The sequence below is a fragment of the Streptomyces sp. NPDC055078 genome, from assembly GCF_053607985.1.
On sequence record NZ_JBSGUP010000085.1, the window covers coordinates 1 to 18772 of the forward strand.

The 18772-nt window shown below is 71.9% G+C and carries 12 protein-coding genes and 1 riboswitch; of the genes, 8 read left to right on the forward strand and 4 right to left on the reverse strand.

The features are described from left to right. Positions 1-34 precede the first annotated feature (34 nt). Positions 35-463, reverse strand: a complete 429-nt coding sequence (locus tag ACWF94_RS10525; RefSeq protein ID WP_453486722.1) for an ester cyclase — start codon at positions 461-463, stop codon at positions 35-37. A 337-nt stretch (positions 464-800) separates the two neighbouring features. Here ACWF94_RS10525 and ACWF94_RS10530 point away from each other — a divergent pair, with 337 nt between their 5' ends. The 3 genes from ACWF94_RS10530 to ACWF94_RS10540 all read left to right on the forward strand — a co-directional run bounded on the left by ACWF94_RS10530 (position 801) and on the right by ACWF94_RS10540 (position 3618). Beyond that, on the forward strand, positions 801-1172 hold the full coding sequence (locus ACWF94_RS10530) for a hypothetical protein (protein ID WP_453486724.1): 372 nt from the start codon (positions 801-803) through the stop codon (positions 1170-1172). 22 nt (positions 1173-1194) lie between these two features. Next, on the forward strand, positions 1195-1446 hold the full coding sequence (locus ACWF94_RS10535) for a hypothetical protein (RefSeq protein WP_453486727.1): 252 nt from the start codon (positions 1195-1197) through the stop codon (positions 1444-1446). A gap of 66 nt (positions 1447-1512) precedes the next feature. Then, entirely contained in the window at positions 1513-3618 is a 2106-nt protein-coding gene (locus ACWF94_RS10540; RefSeq protein ID WP_453486728.1) for a hypothetical protein, read from the forward strand. A gap of 23 nt (positions 3619-3641) precedes the next feature. On the opposite strand, the gene ACWF94_RS10545 is transcribed toward ACWF94_RS10540, so the two are convergent. Continuing rightward, positions 3642-5207 carry an MFS transporter gene (locus ACWF94_RS10545; RefSeq protein WP_453486731.1) on the reverse strand — a complete coding sequence of 522 codons (1566 nt, stop codon included), beginning with the start codon at positions 5205-5207 and terminating at the stop codon, positions 3642-3644. A gap of 98 nt (positions 5208-5305) precedes the next feature. On the opposite strand from ACWF94_RS10545, the gene ACWF94_RS10550 reads away from it, so the two are divergent. After that, positions 5306-8395, forward strand: coding sequence for a BTAD domain-containing putative transcriptional regulator (locus ACWF94_RS10550; RefSeq protein WP_453486733.1), 3090 nt, complete (start codon positions 5306-5308; stop codon positions 8393-8395). Between the two features lie 40 nt (positions 8396-8435). Here ACWF94_RS10550 and metE read toward each other — a convergent pair whose 3' ends face one another. Further along, on the reverse strand, positions 8436-10760 hold the full coding sequence (gene metE, locus ACWF94_RS10555) for a 5-methyltetrahydropteroyltriglutamate--homocysteine S-methyltransferase (RefSeq protein ID WP_453486735.1): 2325 nt from the start codon (positions 10758-10760) through the stop codon (positions 8436-8438). Positions 10761-10951: 191 nt separating this feature from the next. After that, a riboswitch (cobalamin riboswitch) is annotated at positions 10952-11172 on the reverse strand. A gap of 153 nt (positions 11173-11325) precedes the next feature. Next, a complete protein-coding gene (locus ACWF94_RS10560) occupies positions 11326-12444 on the reverse strand; it encodes an alpha/beta hydrolase fold domain-containing protein (RefSeq protein WP_453486736.1) in 1119 nt (372 codons plus the stop codon). Positions 12445-12875: 431 nt separating this feature from the next. Between ACWF94_RS10560 and ACWF94_RS10565 the strand changes: the two genes are divergently transcribed. The 4 genes from ACWF94_RS10565 to ACWF94_RS10580 form a co-directional block, all read left to right on the forward strand. Continuing rightward, positions 12876-14396 (forward strand): long-chain-fatty-acid--CoA ligase, encoded by a 1521-nt coding sequence (locus tag ACWF94_RS10565; protein WP_453486739.1) that lies wholly within the window; start codon positions 12876-12878, stop codon positions 14394-14396. A gap of 222 nt (positions 14397-14618) precedes the next feature. Further along, positions 14619-16403, forward strand: coding sequence for an acyl-CoA dehydrogenase (locus ACWF94_RS10570; protein ID WP_453486740.1), 1785 nt, complete (start codon positions 14619-14621; stop codon positions 16401-16403). A gap of 120 nt (positions 16404-16523) precedes the next feature. Continuing rightward, positions 16524-17600, forward strand: a complete 1077-nt coding sequence (locus ACWF94_RS10575; RefSeq protein WP_453486742.1) for a LysR family transcriptional regulator — start codon at positions 16524-16526, stop codon at positions 17598-17600. A gap of 195 nt (positions 17601-17795) precedes the next feature. Then, positions 17796-18772: carboxylesterase/lipase family protein (locus ACWF94_RS10580; protein ID WP_453486744.1), on the forward strand; the 977-nt coding region annotated here is incomplete at its 3' end.

Genomic DNA, 18772 nt, shown 5'->3' on the forward strand with positions numbered 1-18772 from the left:
GCGTGATGCCGGGCCGGGTCCGGCCACCCCCGGATCAGTGGCCGGTGGGGTCGGGCGAGATCTGCCGCATCAGGCTGAGCAGGTCCGGAGCGACCCACTCCTCGGCGATCTTGTCACCCTCGATGCGGTAGACCTCGACGCTCCGGAAACCGACCTCACGGCCCGTCGCCTCGAACTGCTGGAACACACCCTGGTGCGTTGCCTCGAAGTGGACCAGCACCGTCACCTTGTCGCCGACGCCGAACATGTCCTGGACATTGATCTTCAGGTCGGGGAACGCGTCCCTCATGCCCTGAGTACCCATACGCCAGACCTCCCGGCCGATCCGCGGGGCAGGGATCCCGGGGAGGTTGGCGATGAAGTTCTCGGTGAGCATCCGCTCGGCCGCGTCGAGGTCGCCGCTCTCCACCAACTGGAACGCGGTGCGCAGCAGGGCCATGTTCTTCTCGGGGGTGGAAGTCATCTCGATGTCCTCTCCGGGAGATCGTCCCGCAAGCTCGGTGATTCGCATGAACCCAGGAGAAACGCTGACGTCGCGGCAAGGTCAAGGAGGCCACCGCGTCCTTCCGTCCTCCGGCGAACCGTCGTGTCCGGTTGCGGCCGTCGGGGCGCGGGACGATCCTGGTCGAAACGGGTGAACATCGATCGGGAGGCCACGGGCTCCGGCCCCTGAGCGCCCTGAGACTTCTGGGCCCGCTGAGCCCGCTGAGCCCTCTGAGATTCCGAGTCCCCTGGATCCCCGGCTTCGCGGGTCATGGCAGGCCCAAGGGCTCGCGTCATCGATTCGGCAGGTGACAGCCATGTCCATGTCCAACGGCTCGAACACGCCCCCACGCGCGCTGGAGTCCTCGCTGCGGGACGTGGCCGCGAGCATCGCACGCGCCGGCTGCTCGCGCCCAGGAGACATCGTTCTCCGCCTGACCGGCGAAGGGGGCGGCACGTATCAGCTGTCGGGGACGCGGCAGGGTGATGTCGTGGTCGCCGAGACCTCGGCCGTGGCCGTCAGCCCGCTGATCGAGGTCGTGGGCGATGCGACCGCCGTGCGGGACATCCTCGACGGGAAGGTCGACGCGCGCGAAAGGTATCTCGCCGGCGGGGTGCGGGTCAGCGGTGACCTGCGGTATCTCAGCGAACTGGCCATGGAACTCGACCTGTTGAAGCACCCGCTGTGACCACGCGCGGAAAGAGAACCTCATGGCAGAGACAATCGGTCTGGTCCAGCGCCTGACCCTTGAGTCGGACACCCGTGCCTGTGCCTGGCTGGGACCGACCGCCACCAACAACACCCTTCTCGTGGTCACCGTCAGCGCGACGCCCGCGCAGTCCGCCTACGCCGCGAACCTCATCCAGACGCTCGCCGCCGCCGCGACGAACTACCGCGTGGTCGCGGCAGCCCACGACGACGGTGGATCCGAGATCCTCCGGCTCCGGGTCGAGCCCGTCTGACGCACTGGTGTCCGTACGGCCATGGGGGCCCGGCGGGCCGCCCTACTGGCATGGAGGTCAGACGGCATGACAGTCACGATCTTCGGATTCGTTCACAGGATGACCTGCGATCCCGGGCCCGTCACCCGCGTATGGGTGGGGCCGGAGCTGACGGGGGCCGAGGTGCTGACGATCAGCTCGGCGCCCGACGAGGCGCACCCGACGATGGCCGGGAAACGCGCCATGACCACGATGTTCGCCCACGCGCTGACCAGCGGGCGCAGGGTCGAGGTGGTGCGTCCGGACACCGAGTCGTCGGTGAACAGCGTCACGCTGTCCCCGGGGGACCCGGGCGCCGAGCCGCTCCAGGTGAACGCTCTTGAGGTCACCCAGGCGGTGCAGGACCTCGCCCATTCCGTGCCGCTGATCGCCGGTAAGCGGACCGTGGTGCGGGCCTACCCGAACTACCACGGGTTCGATCCGTTCACCGTATCCGGGCAGTTGACCGTACGGTCGACGGCGGTCCCGGCGCCGGTCACCATCAATTCCAGCAACACGGTCGTACTCGACCCCGCCGACGCGGGCGACATCACCAAGGCGCGCGGCGACGCGGCGCGGAGCCTCAACTTCCTGCTCCCGGCGAACGTCACCGCCGCCGGCCAGCTCGCCGTCCGGCTCACCGGTCTCAGGGATGCCGCGAGCGGCAGGCTCCTGCGGTTCGAGGACCAGTCCCGGCCGACCGTCACCTTCCAGCCCGGTGCGCCCCTGCGGGTGCGCGTCATCCGCGTCACCTATCCCTGGGGCAGCCCGCCCGTCACCAGGGCGCCCACCAACCTGGACGTCGACCTGCTGATCTCCTGGCTGGGCCGGGCCTACCCGGTGAGCCGGGTGGCGGCCACCCAGGTGACCGTGGCCGCCACGGCGACCGCGCCCTTCGGGTGCGGCGATGTCAACGCGCAGATCGCCGCGATACGGGCGCTGGACGTGAACGCGGGCACGGACCGGCGCACGCACTACTACGGGATGGTCGCCGATGACCGGGGCACGGGGAGCGGCACGGGGTTCTTCATGCGCGGCTGCTCGTCCGGCATCCCCACCGGCACCCCCGATCCGGCGGTGGTCGCCTCCGGACCGACCGGCCCGGGAACGTACGAGTGGGACTTCGACGGTTCGTACGGGGACTGGTACGGCGGCCACGAGCTGGGCCACACCTTCGGGCGCCTGCATCCGGGAGCCTGTGGCGAAAGCCAGGACGACATCAACAACTACCCCTTCCCCGGCGGCCGGCTGTCCACCTCCGACGCCGGGTTCGGCGGCTTCGACGTCGGTGACCCGGCGAACCGGCTGCCGTTCGCCGCGATGCCCGGCGCGCAGTGGCACGACGTCATGACCTACTGCGTCCGGGAGTGGCTGTCGGTGTACACCTACGATGCGATCCGGCGCCGCCTCCTCGCCGAGGACACACTCCCGGCGACTGCCGGTGCCAGTGCCGGTGCCGGGGGCGCTGCCCCCGCCCCTTCGGGGGGCCGGCCGGACAGCCCGTACCCCCGGCGGACGACACGGCAGACCGCCGCCGACGGCCCGGTCCCCGCCGAGCCGACCTCCGTGAGCGTCGTCGCCCAGGTGAACCTGACCCGCGGTGTCGGCACGATCGCCTACGTCAACCCGGTCCCGGAACTCGCGGCCACCGGCGGTCCGGCCGAAGGAGCGCCGGCGGTCGCCCTGCGGATGAGGACAGCGGACGGTACGACCGCCGGGGAGTACCGCACACCGGTCAAGCTCAACTCCGAACTCGGTCCCGGCGACGACCGGGTCGGCATCGTGGACACGGTCGTCACCGCCGGGCCCGGCACGGCGACGGTCGAGCTGCTGATCGACGGCACCGTCGCGGACACGTTCCACGCCGCCGGTACGCCACCGGCCGTGCGGGCGGTACGGGCAGGCAGCAGGGCCGCGGGGCGGCTGGAACTCACCGCCGACCTCGCCGAACCGCCGGCCGCGGGCCACACCTTCACCGTCCAGGTCAGCACCGACGGCGGGCGCGGCTGGCAGACCGTGGGCGTGGGTCTCAAGGACCCCACCGTCACGCTGGACCGGGGCGACTTCACTCCCGGCCAGGAGGTCCGCGTCCGCGTCAGCGCCACCAACGGCTTCACCACCTCCACGCTCACCAGCGACGTACTCCGTATGTGACGCCGGGACACATTCCGCCGCGCTCAGACCGCCGGCCCGGCGGGTCCCCCGCCGACGGCTTCGCCGGTCCCCGGCCCGTCGCCGCCGATGGTGCCGATGTGCCGCAGCGCCACGGCGGACAGGACGGACAGCACCAGGGCGCCCACCGCGGCGACCAGCATCGCGAGGTTCAGCCCGGAGGTGGCCGCCTCCTTGGCCTGGTCGAGCCAGTCGGCGGGCATCCGGTGCCCCGACGAGGACGCGCCGGCGAGGCTGTCGCCCGCCGCCTCGGCCACCCCGGCCGGCGTACCGGCGGGGATCTCGTCGCCGATGCGGCCCCGGTAGACGGCGGTGGCCAGACTGCCGAGGATCGCCACCCCCAGGGCGAGGCCCAGTTCCTGCACGGTTTCCGACATCGCCGAGGCCGAACCGGCCTTCTCCGGTGGCGCGGCGCCGACCACCAGGTCCGTGCCCAGGGCCGCGACCGCCCCGAGTCCGAGATAGACCAGTGCGAAACCGATCACGATCAGGACGATGCCGCCCGTGGCGTTCACCTGGGCCAGCAGCACATACCCAAGGGTGGAGAGCGCCAGGGTGACGGCCACCACGATCCCCGGCGGCACCCGGCGCGCGATCAGCGGCGCCCCGATCGCGGCCACGAACATCATCAGCGCGGGCGGCCCCATCCACATCCCCGCTTCGACGGGAGGCAGGCCCTCCACGAGCTGGAGCTGCTGCGTGATCAGCAGCATCGAGCCGCCGACGCCGATCAGAGCGACGAGCAGGACGCTCAGCGCGGCGCTGAACGTACGGTTGGTGAACAGCCGCACGTCCAGCAACGGGCTCGCCAGGCCGCCCTGGCGCCGGACGAACAGCACCGCGAACACCAGGCCGATCACCGCTGCGACGGTCGTGGGGGCGTCGAGGCCATCTTTGGCGACCCGCTTCACCGCGTAGATCACCGGCAGGATCGCGACCAGTGAAAGCCCGACGCTGAGCAGGTCGAACCGGCCGCTCCGCGGCGCGCGGTACTCGGGGATCAGCACCGGGGCGGCCACCAGCAGGACGATCGCGACCGGGACCGCGAGCAGGAACGACGAACCCCACCAGAACCGGGCCAGCATCGCGCCGCCGACCACCGGCCCGAGGGCCATACCGAGCGCGAAGCTGGTCGCCCACACACCGATCGCCAGTGAGCGCTGGCGCGCGTCGGCGAACATGTTGCTGATCAGGGCGAGGGTGGAGGGCATCAGTGTGGCACCGGCGATCCCCAGCGCCGCGCGCGCGGCGATGAGCATTTCAGTGCTGCCGGAGTAGGCGGCCACCACCGAGACGGCCCCGAAGGCGGCTGCGCCGATCATCAGCAGCTTCCGGCGGCCGATCCGGTCACCCAGCGTGCCCATGGTGATCAGGAGGCCGGCGATCAGGAAGCCGTAGGCGTCCATGATCCACAGAGCTTCGGTGCTGCTCGGGCGCAGGTCCTCCGCCAGCGAGGGAAGCGCCAGGTACAGCACGGTGACGTCGAGGCCGAGCAGCACGGTGGGCAGCGAGAGGACCGCCAGCCCTCCCCACTCCCGGGGACCGGCTCTGTGTACGGTCGGTGCGCTCATCGCACTCCCATCAGGTTCGAGGTTCGCGAACGTGCGTCGTCACTGTGCCGACCGGCACGCACGAATTCCTGATGGTCCGCCGGGGCTACACTGCGACGATGCGTTACGGAGTGCTCGGCCCGCTGGCCGTCTGGGACGCCCAGGGGCTGCCGGTCAGAGTCCCCGAAGCGAAAGTGCGCGCCCTGCTGGCGGATCTGCTGATCCACGGCGGCGGACCGGTACCCGCGGACCGTCTCATCGAGGACCTGTGGGCGGGCGATCCGCCGGGTGGATCGGTCAACGCGCTCCAGACCAAGATCTCCCAGCTGCGCCGCGTGCTGGGCCGGGAACAGGTGGTCCGCGAGCCCGGGGGCTATCGGCTGCTGCTGGCGGAGACCGCCGACGACCCAGCCGACGCAGCCGACGCAGACGGCTCTGTCGACTCTGTCGACTCTGTCGGCTTGGTCGGCTCGGTCGACGCGCTGCGGTTCCAGGAACTGGCCGAGCGCGCCCGCGCCCACGAGGCACCGGCGGTGAAGGGAGACCTGTTCGCCGACGCGCTCGCGCTGTGGCGGGGCCCGGCCTACGCCGACGTCGCCGAGTCCCTGTTCGCCGGCGGTGAGATCGCCCGGCTGGAAGCGCTGCGCCTGACCGTCCTGGAGGACCAGGCCGAAGTGCGGCTGACGCTGGGCGAACACCTGACGCTGGCCACGGAACTGGGCGAACTGGTGGGGCGGCATCCACTGCGCGAACGACTGCGCATGGCCCATATGCGCGCGCTGTACCGGGCCGGGCGGCAGGGCGACGCACTGCGGAGCTTCCAGGAGCTGCGGCGCCGGCTGGACGAGGAGCTGGGGGTGTCACCCGGGCCGGGAGTCACCACGCTGCACGAGGCGATCCTGCGCCAGGAGCCGCATCTGGCGCCGCCGACCGTCGAGTCGCTGTCGTGCCGTACCAACCTGCCCACCCCGCTGACCTCGTTGATCGGTCGGCGGAAGGCGGTCGCCCAGGTGCGGGAACGGCTGAGCCCGGACTCCGGCATCCGGCTGGTCACGCTGACCGGTCTCGGCGGAGTCGGGAAGACGCGCCTGGCGACAGCCGCGGCGCGCGACCTGGCCGAGTTCTTCCCCGACGGGGTGTGGCTGATCGAACTGGCCGGTCTGAGTGCCGCCTCGGCCCCGGACGACATCGCCGAACGGGTCATCACGACCCTGGGGCTGTGCGACACGGCGGCGTCGGAGCCGAACCTGGACGACCTGGTGGGCTGGCTGGGCCGGGCGGTGGCCGAGAAGCGCCTGCTGATCCTGCTGGACAACTGCGAGCACCTGATCGAGCCGGTCGCCGCGCTCGCCGGAGCCCTGCTGTCGGCGGTGCCCGGCGGGCACCTGCTGGTCACCAGCCAGGAAGCCCTCGGCATTCCCGGCGAGGTGGTGCATCCGGTGCCCCCGCTGGCGTTGCCCGAGCACACCGATCCGGGAGCGGTCGCCCGGGCCGGCGCCGTCGAACTGTTCGTGGAGCGGGCGGCGGCAGCGGTGCCCGGCTTCGTCCTCGACGCGGACAACGCACCGGCCGTGGCCGCCATCTGCCGTCGGCTGGACGGCATCCCCCTCGCGCTGGAACTCGTGGCCTCCCGGCTGCGGACGCTGAGCCCGGACGAACTGGCGAGGCGGCTGGACGGCCGGTTCGCCCCCTACGCCCCGGGGGCGCGGGAGGTACCCCCGCCCTACACCCCAGGGGCGCGGGAGGTACCCCCGCCCTACACCCCAGGGGCGACGCCCTGCTCCCGAGAGGCGTGGGAGGTGCCCGCGCTGCCCGAGGTCCGGGCGCGTGGGCTGCCCGCACGGCAGCAGACGCTGCGGGCCATGCTCGACTGGAGCTGGCAACTGCTGACCGCGGACGAGCGGACCGTGCTGCGGCGGTTGGCCGTGCACGCCGACGGCTGCACCCTGCCGTCCGCCGAGGCCGTGTGCGCCGACCGGGACCTGCCCGCCGAGCGGGTGGCCGACCTGCTGTCCCGGCTGGTGGACCGTTCGCTGGTGGTCCGTGAGGCGGGCCGGTTCCGGCTGCTCGAATCGGTGGCCGCGTACTGCGCGGAACGGCTCGCGGAGGCGGGTGAGACGGCCGCCGTCCGCGCGGGGTTCCTGCAATACTGCACGGAGCTGGCCGAGCGGGAGAGCGAGCGGCTGCGCGGCCCGGACCAGCGGCGCTGCCTGGAGCGCCTGGACGCGGAGACGGTCAATCTGCGCAGTGCCCTCGACCTCGCGATCACCGGGAACGACGCCGGACACGCGTTGCGGCTGGTGAACGCGATGACGTGGTACTGGTTCCTGCGCGGTCGGCTCACCGAGGCCCGCAGGTCGCTCCGGGCGGCACTGGCCACCGTGGGTGAGACCGTCCCGGCCGCGCGCACGACGGCGCGCGCCTGGCTGGCCGGAATGGAACTGCGTACGTCACCGGCCGACGCGTCACCGCCACCGCCACCGCCACCGCCACCAACAGCTGACTCACCGTCACCGACCGGGGCGACACCGGTCCCGTCCGGTGAGGATCCGACGGCCGGCCTCGGCGATCCGGTGCTCCGGGCCCGGTTGCAGTGGTTCGTCGGCACCGGTCTGACCGGCCACGGCCACCCTCACGAGGGGCGGCGGCTGGTGGAGGCGAGCCTGGCCGGTGCACGCGCCGCGCGCGACCGCTGGGGCGAGGCCGCGGCCCTGGTCGAACTCGCCGGCCATGCCCCGTCCCAGGGCGAATCCCACGCGGAACTGGGCGCCGCGCTGTTCCATGAGGTCGGAGACCGCTGGGGGCAGCTCCGGGCCACCCGGGCACTGGCCCTCGCGGCCGAACGCGACGGCGACCACGCGCGGACGGAGCGGCTGCACCGGGAAGGTCTCCTGGTCGCCGAGGAACTCGGGCTGTGGACCGAGGCCGTCGAGGCGCTGACCTCGCTCGGCCGGACCGCCCTGGCCGGCGGCCACGCCCAGCGGGCGACGGAACTGTACGAGCGCGCGCTGTCCGTCTCGGCGGAACGGGCGTACAGCCGAGGCGAAGTCCGCGCCGAGATCGGTCTGGGGCTTGCCGCACGGTTCCGCGGCGACCGGGAAGCCGCCGAGCGCCATCTGAACCGCGCGCTGGCCAAGGGCCGTTCGTCGGGCCCCGACGCCGGAGCCGCGGAAGCCCTGGCGGAACTGAGGCTCGGCCCCCGGGCCTGACCGCCGGGGCGGGCGCGCGAACCCGCCCCGGCCGGTGCTGTCAGGCGCCTGGCGCAGCCAGTCCCGAGCGGACTTCGCGGGCCGCGGTGACCAGGTTCTCCAGCGAGGCCCTGGTCTCGGGCCAGCCGCGGGTCTTCAGGCCGCAGTCGGGGTTGACCCACAGGCGTTCGGCCGGGATGGCCTCAAGTCCCTTGCGCAGCAGGGCGGCCGCCTCCTCGGCGGTGGGGACGCGCGGGGAGTGGATGTCGTAGACGCCGGGCCCGGCCTCGCGCGGATAGCCGTGGGCGGCGAGTTCGGTGGCGACCCGCATATGGGAGCGGGCCGCCTCCAGGCTGATGACGTCGGCGTCGAGGTCGTCGATGGCCTGGACGATGTCGCCGAATTCCGCGTAGCACATATGGGTGTGGATCTGGGTGCCGGGCCGTACGCCGCTGGTGGTCAGCCGGAAGGACTCGGTTGCCCACGCCAGGTACTCGGCGTGGTCGGCGGCGCGCAGCGGCAGCGTCTCGCGCAGGGCCGGTTCGTCGACCTGGATGACCGAGGTACCGGCGGCCTCCAGGTCGTTCACCTCGTCGCGCAGGGCCAGGGCGACCTGGCGGGCGGTGTCGCCGAGGGGCTGGTCGTCGCGGACGAAGGACCAGGCGAGCATGGTGACCGGTCCGGTGAGCATGCCCTTGACCGGGCGTTCGGTGTGGGACTGGGCGTAGGAGGTCCAGCGGACGGTCATCGGCTCGGGGCGGGAGATGTCTCCGGCCAGGACGGGCGGGCGGACGTAGCGGGTGCCGTAGGACTGAACCCAGCCGTGCCGGGTGGCGAGGTAGCCGGTGAGCTGTTCGGCGAAGTACTGGACCATGTCGTTGCGCTCTGGCTCACCGTGCACCAGTACATCGATCCCGGCCTGCTCCTGAAAGGCGAGGACTTCGCGGATCTCGTCCTTGATGCGCTCCTCGTAGCCGGCGGTGTCGATGCGTCCGGCCCTCAGGTCGGCTCGCGCGGTGCGCAGTTCGTCCGTCTGGGGGAACGATCCGATGGTGGTGGTCGGCAGCAGCGGCAGGCCGAGGTGGGCACGCTGGGCGGTGGTCCGCTCGGCGTACGGCTCCGGGCGGCGGCCGTCGGCGTCGGTGACCGCGGCGGTACGGGCCCGTACCGCCGGGTCGTGGGTGAGCGCGGACCCGGCGCGGGAGGCGAGGTCGGCGCGGTTGGCCGCGAGTTCGGCGGCGATGGCGCCGGTGCCCTGGGCCAGCCCCTTGGCGAGGGTGACGATCTCGGTCGTCTTCTGCTCGGCGAAGGCGAGCCAGCGGGCGATCTGTGGGTCCATGTCGCGTTCGGCGCGGGCGTCGAGCGGTACGTGCAGCAGGGAGCAGGAGGCCGCCACATCGACCTGTTCGGCGAGGCCGAGCAGGGTGCCGAGGGTGGTGAGGGACTTCTCGTAGTCGTTGATCCAGATGTTGCGGCCGTTGACCACGCCCGCGACCAGGCGCTTGCCGCGCAGTCCGCCGGCGGCGGCGAGGTCGTCGAGGTTGCCGGTCGCGCGCTCGGTGAAGTCGATGGCCAAGCCGTCGACGGGGGCCTTGGCCAGTACGGGCAGGGCCTCGCCCAGTCGGTCGAAGTAGGAGGCGACCAGCAGCTTGGGCCGGTCGGTGAGCGCGCCGAGGGCACAGTAGGCACGGGCGGCGGCGTTGAGATCGGCCGGTGTGCGGTCCTGGACCAGGGCGGGTTCGTCGAGCTGCGCCCACTCGGCGCCGGCGGCCCGCAGATCGGCGAGGACCTCCGCGTACACGGGCAGCAGCCGGTCCAGCAGGGTCAGCGGCTCGAAGTCCTCGGCCACCCCGGGTGCGGGTTTGGCCAGCAGCAGATAGGTGACGGGTCCGACGAGGACCGGCCGGGCGCTGAGGCCGAGCCCGAGGGCCTCCGTCAGCTCGGCCACCTGCTTCGCCGAGTCGGCGGTGAAGACGGTGTCGGGGCCGAGTTCGGGGACCAGGTAGTGGTAGTTCGTGTCGAACCACTTGGTCATCTCCAGCGGCGCGACGTCCTGGGTGCCGCGCGCCATGGCGAAATAACCGTCGAGCGCGTCCGCGGCGACGGCGTCACGGTGCCGGGCGGGGACAGCGCCGACCATGACACTGGTGTCCAGCATGTGGTCGTAGTACGAGAAGTCACCGGTCGGCACTTCGTGCATGCCGGCGTCGGCCAGCCGCCGCCAGTTCGCCCGGCGAAGTCCCGTGGCGGTCTCCCGGAGGGCGTCGGCGGTGACGCGGCCCTTCCAGTAGCCCTCGACGGCCTTCTTCAGTTCCCGGTGCTGTCCCTGGCGGGGGTAGCCGTACACGGTGGCCCGTGCTGCCGCGGCTGCGGACTTCGCTGTCACGGAACTCTCCTTCGCGAGATGTCTCCTGTCCATCCCGGGGACGGGACGAGAGCGCGAAGGGAGGACATGCCGGACGGTCCGGGACCGGGCGCGGAGCACCGAGGCCGTCCGTCCGACGTGTACGCCCCCGGACTGTGTCCGGGGGTACCCCAACCTGCCCACGAGGTCACCGGGATCTCCGCGCGCGATCGGTCGCACGCGGGCAGCGGGCAGGTCTTCGGACTCGCGGGCAGGTCCGCCGAAGGCAGACACCTACTGGCCGTCGCTTCCCGGACCCGCTTCCCGGATCCAGTGCGTATGACGGCGGTCGTTCCCGCTCACCGCTGCGGGGCAGTCCCGGATTCCCACCGGGTTCCCTCTTACGACGCGCCTGCCTGGCGGGCAGGGGCGAACCAGCTGCGCCCGCCAGCGTAGAGGGATCACCCGGCTTCGGTCAGCCCTGTTCATATTCCGGACCGTGAGACGAGACACGAGCGGGTGAGGAGTGAACCGGCCCGCGGGACGAATCCGTCCGGCGGGCCGGCGGGCTCTGTCGATGTCAGAAGTCCCGGTCGTTGTCCTCGGCTCAGCCGGCTCCGAGGCTGTCGGCGAAGCGTTTGATGTCGCGCACGGTCGCGAGGTAGACGTCCGCGACAGCCTGGCGGAAGATCAGGTCCGCGCCGTGGACAAGGCCCAGGTTGACCCGCCCCACCGCGGGTACGCCAGCGCGCAGCAGCTTGCGGTAGAAGGCGATGCCCTCGTCGCGCAGGGGGTCGAGTTCGTTCACCGCGATGACATGTGGCGGCAGACCGGCGAGGTCGGCCTCGGTCGCGAAGTAGGGCCAGCACAACGGGTTCTCGGCGTCCTCGCCGAGTGGGTCGTAGCTGGCCACCAGGAGGTCCAGGGTGGCGCAGGTGGTGAAGTAGCCGTCGTTCTCCACCAGGGAGGGCAGTTCGGCACGCTTCCGCGCCTCGGGCCACCCGTAGGCACCGCTGATGTACGGCACGGTGGCGTAGACACCGTCTATGGCGTCGAGCCGCCCTTCCCGCTTCGCCTTCAGCGTGGTGGCCAGGGCGAGGTTGGCGCCGCCCGACTCGCCCTGCAGTACGAGGCGGCTGATGCCGAGCGCGTCCCGGTTGGCGTGGATCCAGGCCACGGCGCCGGCGCAGTCGTTCAGGCCCGCCGGGAAGGGATGCGGCCCTGAGGGGCTGTAGGCATTGCGGAAGTCGACTCCGATGGCGAGCATCCCGCTCGCCGCCAGGTCCTGGCACCACCGCCGGTGCACCTTGTTGTCCGCCTCCAGCACGGTCATACCACCGCCGTGGAAGTAGACGGCACACGGCAGGGCACGGTCCGGGCCCGCCGGGCGGTAGATACGCAGCGTGATGGTGTTGCCGTCCACGCCCGTGATCGTATGTGTCACACAGTCGATACCGACGGTGTCATCACCGGGCAGTTCGCCGGGCAGAGCCTCGTACAGCCCCTCGAAAGCGGTGTGCAGCGCCGCCACGAACTCCGTCCGGCTCGCGGCGGCGGCGTGGCGGTCGACGGGCGGCGGAGCTGCGGCTGCGTCCAAGCCGTGTGCGGTCAGCGCGGCCAGCAGGCGGGGGTCGGTGCGCGGGTCGGTGCGCGGCGACATCGCGGGCTCCGGGTCACCCGATGGTCCCCCGCTCGGCGGGGCTTCGTTCAGGGGTGCGGTCGTCATCGGGTCCCTCCCTGGCGCCATCCTTACGGTGAGTAACAGCCCTTGACAGTACCTGCCATGCAACATCCCGTAAATAGGTTGCACGGCGGGCGCGTGAGCAGCGCCGGGGCCGGGGACTCCCGGCCCCGGCGGAGGCTGTGCGGCTTTCCCGGCAGAGTGGGTGCAACATTCTCGAATATGTTGCATAGTGGCTGTGTCGACGCACCACCGCGGCCAGGGCGGCCCACACCGTCCAAGCCCCGAACACCCGCGCCGGGCCGCCGGTCAGGACCGGGGTCACAGCGAGCCGAGAGTGAACGGAGCGTGCCACCCGTGCCCAAGGGTTGCCACAGTGAATCGGACGCAGCAGGCACCTTCGGCCCGGCCGGCGTACCCGGGCGGCGATCCGCGCGGCGCCGGGCCGCCCGGGGAAACCTCGGGTCGGGTCACCGATGACGAACGCGGTGGAACCGGTCTGGAAACACGCGGCGCGGAGTCCCGGGGCCCCGGCCCTCAGGACGGACGGCTCGGTGTGGTCCTATGCCGAAGTGGCCGGACGGGCCGACGCGTTCCGGGCCAGGCTGAGCGATGCCGGAGTACGGCCGGGCAGCCGGGTACTGCTCGTCGCCCCGACCGGACCGGATTTCGTGTTCGCCTACCTCGGCATCCTGGCGCACGGGGCGGTCGCCGTGACCGTCAATCCCCAGTGCACCAGCGCCGAACTCCAGTACTTCCTGCGCGACGCGGGCTGCGCGCTCGCGGTCGCGGCGCACGAGACGTCCGACGTCCTGCGCGAGGCCGCGGCGGCGACGGGTGTCGCGTTCTGGCAGACCGCGACGGAAGCTGCCGGGCCGGGTCCCGGGGGCCGCCCCGGCCGGGTCCACGAGGTGACCGGAGGTGCGGCCGCGGTCCTGCTGTACACCTCGGGAACCACCGGCCGCCCCAAGGGCGCGGTGCTCACCCACGCGAATCTCACCGCGGCCGCCGGTATCTACGCCGAGGTCCTGGGGCTGCGCGCGGACGACCGCGTGGGGACGGCGCTGCCGCTCTTCCATGTCTTCGGTCAGGTGGCCGTCCTGCTGATGGCCGTGCACGCGGGCGCCTCGGTCTCCCTGCTCCACCCGTTCTCGGGCGGAGCGATGCTGCGGATGGCCGCCGAGCACCGGCTCACCGTCGTCTCCGGCGTCCCGACCATGTGGAACGAGATGCTGCACGCCGACTCGCCGGTACGCCCGGACCAGCTCACCGGTCTGCGCCTGGCCGCCTCCGGGGGCGCCGCCCTGCCCCGCGAGGTCATGCGGGCGTTCGAGGAACGGTTCGGCACGGCCATCCTGGAGGGCTACGCGCTCAGCGAGACCTCGGCCGCCGCCGCCTTCAACCGTCCCGGCCGGCGGGTGCGGGAGGGCAGCGTCGGCCAGGCACTGCCCGGACTGCGGGTCACGGTCCTCGATGACGAGGGGCAGCCGCTCCCCGCCGGCCAGGTGGGCGAGATCGCCGTCCGCGGGCCGGTGGTCACCAGCGGATACTGGCGCCGCCCCGAGGCGACCGCGCAGGCCACCCGGAACGGCTGGTTCCGCACCGGCGACATGGGCCGGATGGACGAGGAGGGCTATCTCTGGGTGGTCGACCGGAAGAAGGACATGATCATCCGAGGCGGCTACAACGTCTACCCCCGCGAGATCGAGGAAGTGCTCTACGAACACCCGGCGGTCCGGGAAGCCGCCGTCGTCGGCGTCCCGGACGACCGGCTCGGGGAGGAGGTCGCGGCCGTCGTCGTCCTGGACCCGCTCCAGGCGGTCGAGTTCGAGGAACTGCGCGCGTGGCTCGCCCGGCGCCTGGCGTCGTACAAACTGCCGCGGCTCTACCACACGGTGCCGTCGCTGCCGCGCGGGTCGACGGGCAAGCTGCTCAAGCAGGGCATCGACCGCGCGGAACTGCGCCTGCGGGCACGGCGGGTGCGTCTCGTGCCCTGAGCACCGGCACCGGGACAGCCGATTCCCGCTGCCCCCGCCCGCCGCCCGCTTCCCACTGCCCACTGCCCACTGCCCACCGGACGATCAGCCGGTGAACGGCGTCCCCATCAGGGCACCATGAGAAACGCGGCCCATCTCTTCCGGAGCCACCGGGCACCGTCCCAGGCACCCGCACCCAGTCCAGCAAAGGGAGGACACACGGCCATGGCACGGTCAAAGATCATGTCTCGGCGGGACATCGACTTCTGTCTGTTCGAGTGGCTGAACGTCGAGACGCTCGTCGAGCGCGATCGCTTCCGGGATCACGACCGGAGCACTTTCGACGCCGTACTGCTGCTGAGCGAGCGGGTGGCAGCGGAGAAGTTCGCTCCGGTCAACCGGATCACGGATCTGAACGAGCCGTTCCTGGGCGCCGACGGCAAGGTCGTCCTGCCCGACGGGGTGGCGGACGCCGTACGGGCATACCAGGAGACCGGGCTGCCCGCCGCGGTGTTCGACCATGCGCTCGGCGGTGTGCAGCTTCCCTTCGTCGTGCGCACCGCGTGTTCCACCTGGTTCCAGGCGGCGTGCCAGAGCGCCTACGCCTATCCGTTCCTGGCGGAGGGGAACGCCGGTCTGGTGGTCGCACACGGCTCCCGGGAACAGGTGGACACCTATGCGCGGCCGGTGATCGAAGGCCGCTGGTTCGGGACCATGTGCCTGTCCGAGCCCGAGGCCGGCTCGTCGCTCGCGGACATCACCACCCGCGCGGCCCGGCAGCCGGACGGTACGTACCGGCTCACCGGCACCAAGATGTGGATCTCCGCCGGCGATCACGAACTCGGCGAGAACATCGTGCACCTCGTGCTCGCCCGGACCCCCGACGGCGCACCCGGGGCCAAGGGCATCTCCCTGTTCATCGTCCCCCGCTTCCTGGCCGACGAGGCCGGCGGGCCGGGCGAGCGCAACGATGTGGCGCCGGCCGGTCTCAACCACAAGATGGGGTACCGGGGAACGGTCAACACAGTGCTGAACTTCGGTGAGGGCGCCTGGCTGCCCGGGGGCGCCGCCGGAGCCGTCGGCTTCCTCGTCGGCGCGGAGGGCGAGGGGCTCGCCCGGATGTTCCATATGATGAACGAGGCGCGGATCAGTGTCGGATCGGGGGCGATGGCCCTGGGGTACACCGGCTATCTGCACTCCCTCGACTACGCGGCGAACCGCACCCAGGGCAGAAGGCTGGGCGACAAGGAGCCGGGCGGTGCGCCCGTGCCGCTCGTCGACCATCCGGACGTCCGCCGGATGCTCCTCGCGCAGAAGGCGTACGCCGAGGGTGCCCTCGGCCTCGTCCTGTACACCGCGCGGCTGGTGGACGAGGTGCGCACCGCAGAGACGGAACAGCTGCGGACGGACGCGCACGACCTCCTGGAGATCCTCACCCCGATCGTCAAGTCATGGCCCTCCCAGTGGTGCCTGGCGGCCAATGACCTCGCCATCCAGGTGCTCGGAGGGGCCGGATACACCCGCGACCACCCCGTCGAGCAGTTCTACCGGGACAACAGGCTCAACCCCATCCACGAGGGCACGCACGGCATCCAGGCTCTCGACCTGCTCGGCCGCAAGGTCATCCGTGACAACGGCCGCGCCCTCGATCTGCTGGCCGGCACCATCCGGGGCACCATCGCCGGCGCCCGTGCCGCCGGCGGCGAAGCCGCCCGCCACGCCGACGAACTCGACCGGCACCTCACCCAGGCGACAGAGGTCACCGCCGTGCTGTGGCGCGACCGGGACCCGCGGACCGCGCTGGCCAACGCGACACCGTATCTGGAGGCCATGGGCCATCTCGTCGTCGCCTGGATCTGGCTGGAACAACTGCTCGCGGCCGGCGGCAGGGAGGGGTCCTTCTACGAGGGGAAGCGCCTCGCCGCACGCTACTTCTACCGGTACGAACTGCCCATGGCGGTGCCCCGGTGGGCGCTGCTGCGATCGCTGGACCGCACCACACTCGATCTCGACCCGGCCGTGCTGTGACATCGCGGGCCGGGGCGGTGCGCGCCACCGGGCATCCCGCTCGCGACGATGTCCACACCGTTCTCCCTCTCGGCCTCCACAGCGCCCCCAGCCCCCGCAGGAAGCGAAAGGAGCCGGCCGATGCCGGTACACACCGCGCTGACCTGGAATGACCACGACGCTCCCGACCGGACGGGGCCGGCCAGAACTCCGCCGCCGGATCCGGAGTCGCTGCACATGCTCGTCCTGATCGGCGACCTGGGCAGCCTGAGCCGGGCGGCGGCGCGGCTCGGTGTCGCTCAGCCGTCGGTGAGCCAGCGGCTCGCCACGCTGGAACGGCGGCTGGGCCTGGTGCTGGTGGAGCGTACGCGGCGCGGTTCGCGGCTCACCGACGCGGGCAGGGCCGTGGCCGGCTGGGCCCAGCGCATCCTCCGGGAACAGGAGCGGCTGCTGACCGGCGTCGAGTCGCTGCGGGCCGGACGCGACGCGGAGCTGAGGATCGCGGCTAGCATGACGATCGCCGAGTGTCTGGTACCGGGCTGGATCCGCGCGCTGCGCCGCGTGCGGCCCGCGCTGTACGTCGGACTCCGGGTGACCAACAGCGAACACGTCCCGGAGCTGGTCCGTACGGGAGCCGTGGACCTGGGGTTCATCGAGTCACCACGGGCCCCGGAGGGGCTGTCGGCACGGGAGGTCGCATCGGATCGGCTGCTTGTGGTGGTGGCCCCGGCCCACCCCTGGACGCGCCGCCGCCGGCCGCTCAGCGCGGCGGAACTCGCCGCCGCCCCGCTGGTGTTGCGCGAACGCGGTTCGGGTACCCGGGAGACCCTGGACCTCGCGCTGCGCGGGACCGGCGCGGGCGTGCCCCGGCCGCTGCTGGAACTCGGTTCCGCGACGGCCGTGCGGAACGCGGTCATCGCCGGAAGCGGACCCGCGGTGATCAGCGAGCTCGCCGTGCGGACCGATCTCGCGGACCGGCGCCTGGTCGCGGTGGAGGTCGAAGGCGTCGAACTGCGCCGTGCCCTGCGCGCGATCTGGCCCTCCGGGCGCTCCCCCACCGGCCCCGCCGCAGACCTGCTCGCCGCGACACCGGGGCCGGCGGGCCGGACGGCACGGTCCCCGGGTGTGTCCCCGACCGGCCGGGAGCGAGCCCTCCGCGGCCCGGCGGCGGGTCCACCGGCCGGTGGACCCGGTGGCCGGAGAGAGCCGGTCGCGTGAGAACCCGGTGGCGTACGGAACCCGGCGCCAAGAGCGGCGTCCGCCGCCAGGAATGCCACCGGAATCCACGGCACCAGCTTTACGGCGCGAATTCCGGATGAGGAGGCGTCCGGGCTCTCGGCATACCGGTTCCGGCGGGCACACCGAATAATGCGGGTTCATTCCTGAAGCGGCACAACGTCATAGCCATTCCTTATGACTGCCCGAATCCCGATATTGTTCCGGTCATTGACATCACCGGAGCACTGTGGCGCAATCGTCGGCGTGAGCGATTTTTCGCAGGGTCCGCACGTCGCGGTCGAAGGCGGTTCGGTCCAGGGGATCACCTCCGGCGGTATCTCCGCATTCCTGGGAATCCCGTATGCGGCACCGCCGTTCGGGGATCATCGTATGCGCCCCCCGCAGCCGGTGCGGCCATGGTCCGGTGTCCGGCCCGCCACTCAATACGGTGCGACCGTCCCCAAGGGGGAATACGCACCGCAGTACCAGCCGCTTTTCCCGGAAGTCACCATCGAAGGCGACGAGTGCCTGAACCTCAATGTATGGACACCGGACCCGGCGGCGAGCGGACTTCCGGTCCTGGTGTGGATTCACGGCGGGGCATTTATGAACGGGTCCGGATCGGTCCGCGAGTACGACGGCACCGCGTTCGCCCGTGACGGTGTCGTGTGTGTGACCGTGAACTACCGGCTGGCCGCCGACGGGTTCCTCTGGTTCGGGGACGGCACCGCCAACCTCGGACTGCTGGACCAGGTGGCCGCGCTGCGCTGGGTGCGGGAGAACATCGCGGCGTTCGGCGGTGACCCGTCGCGGGTCACGGTCGCGGGCGAATCCGCTGGTGCTATCAGTGTGTGCACCCTGCTGACCATGCCGTCGTCCCGGGGCCTGTTCGCGCGGGCGATCGCCCAGAGCGGCGGCGTGTCCCGTCTGCTGACGCCGGAGCAGGCGCGGATGGCGGGCCGCTATCTCGCGGACGCCCTCGGCGTGGCACCCTCACGGGAGGCGATCGCACAGGTCCCGCTCGACGCTCTGGTGCGGGCGGCCTCCGATCTGATCGCCGAGGTCCAGACCGGTGCCGCGCCCCGGCGATGGGGCCCGCTCGCGCGGAACCTGCTGGTGTTCGGGCCGGTCGTGGACGGTACCGTCGTCCCGCGCCGCCCGCTGGAGTCGAT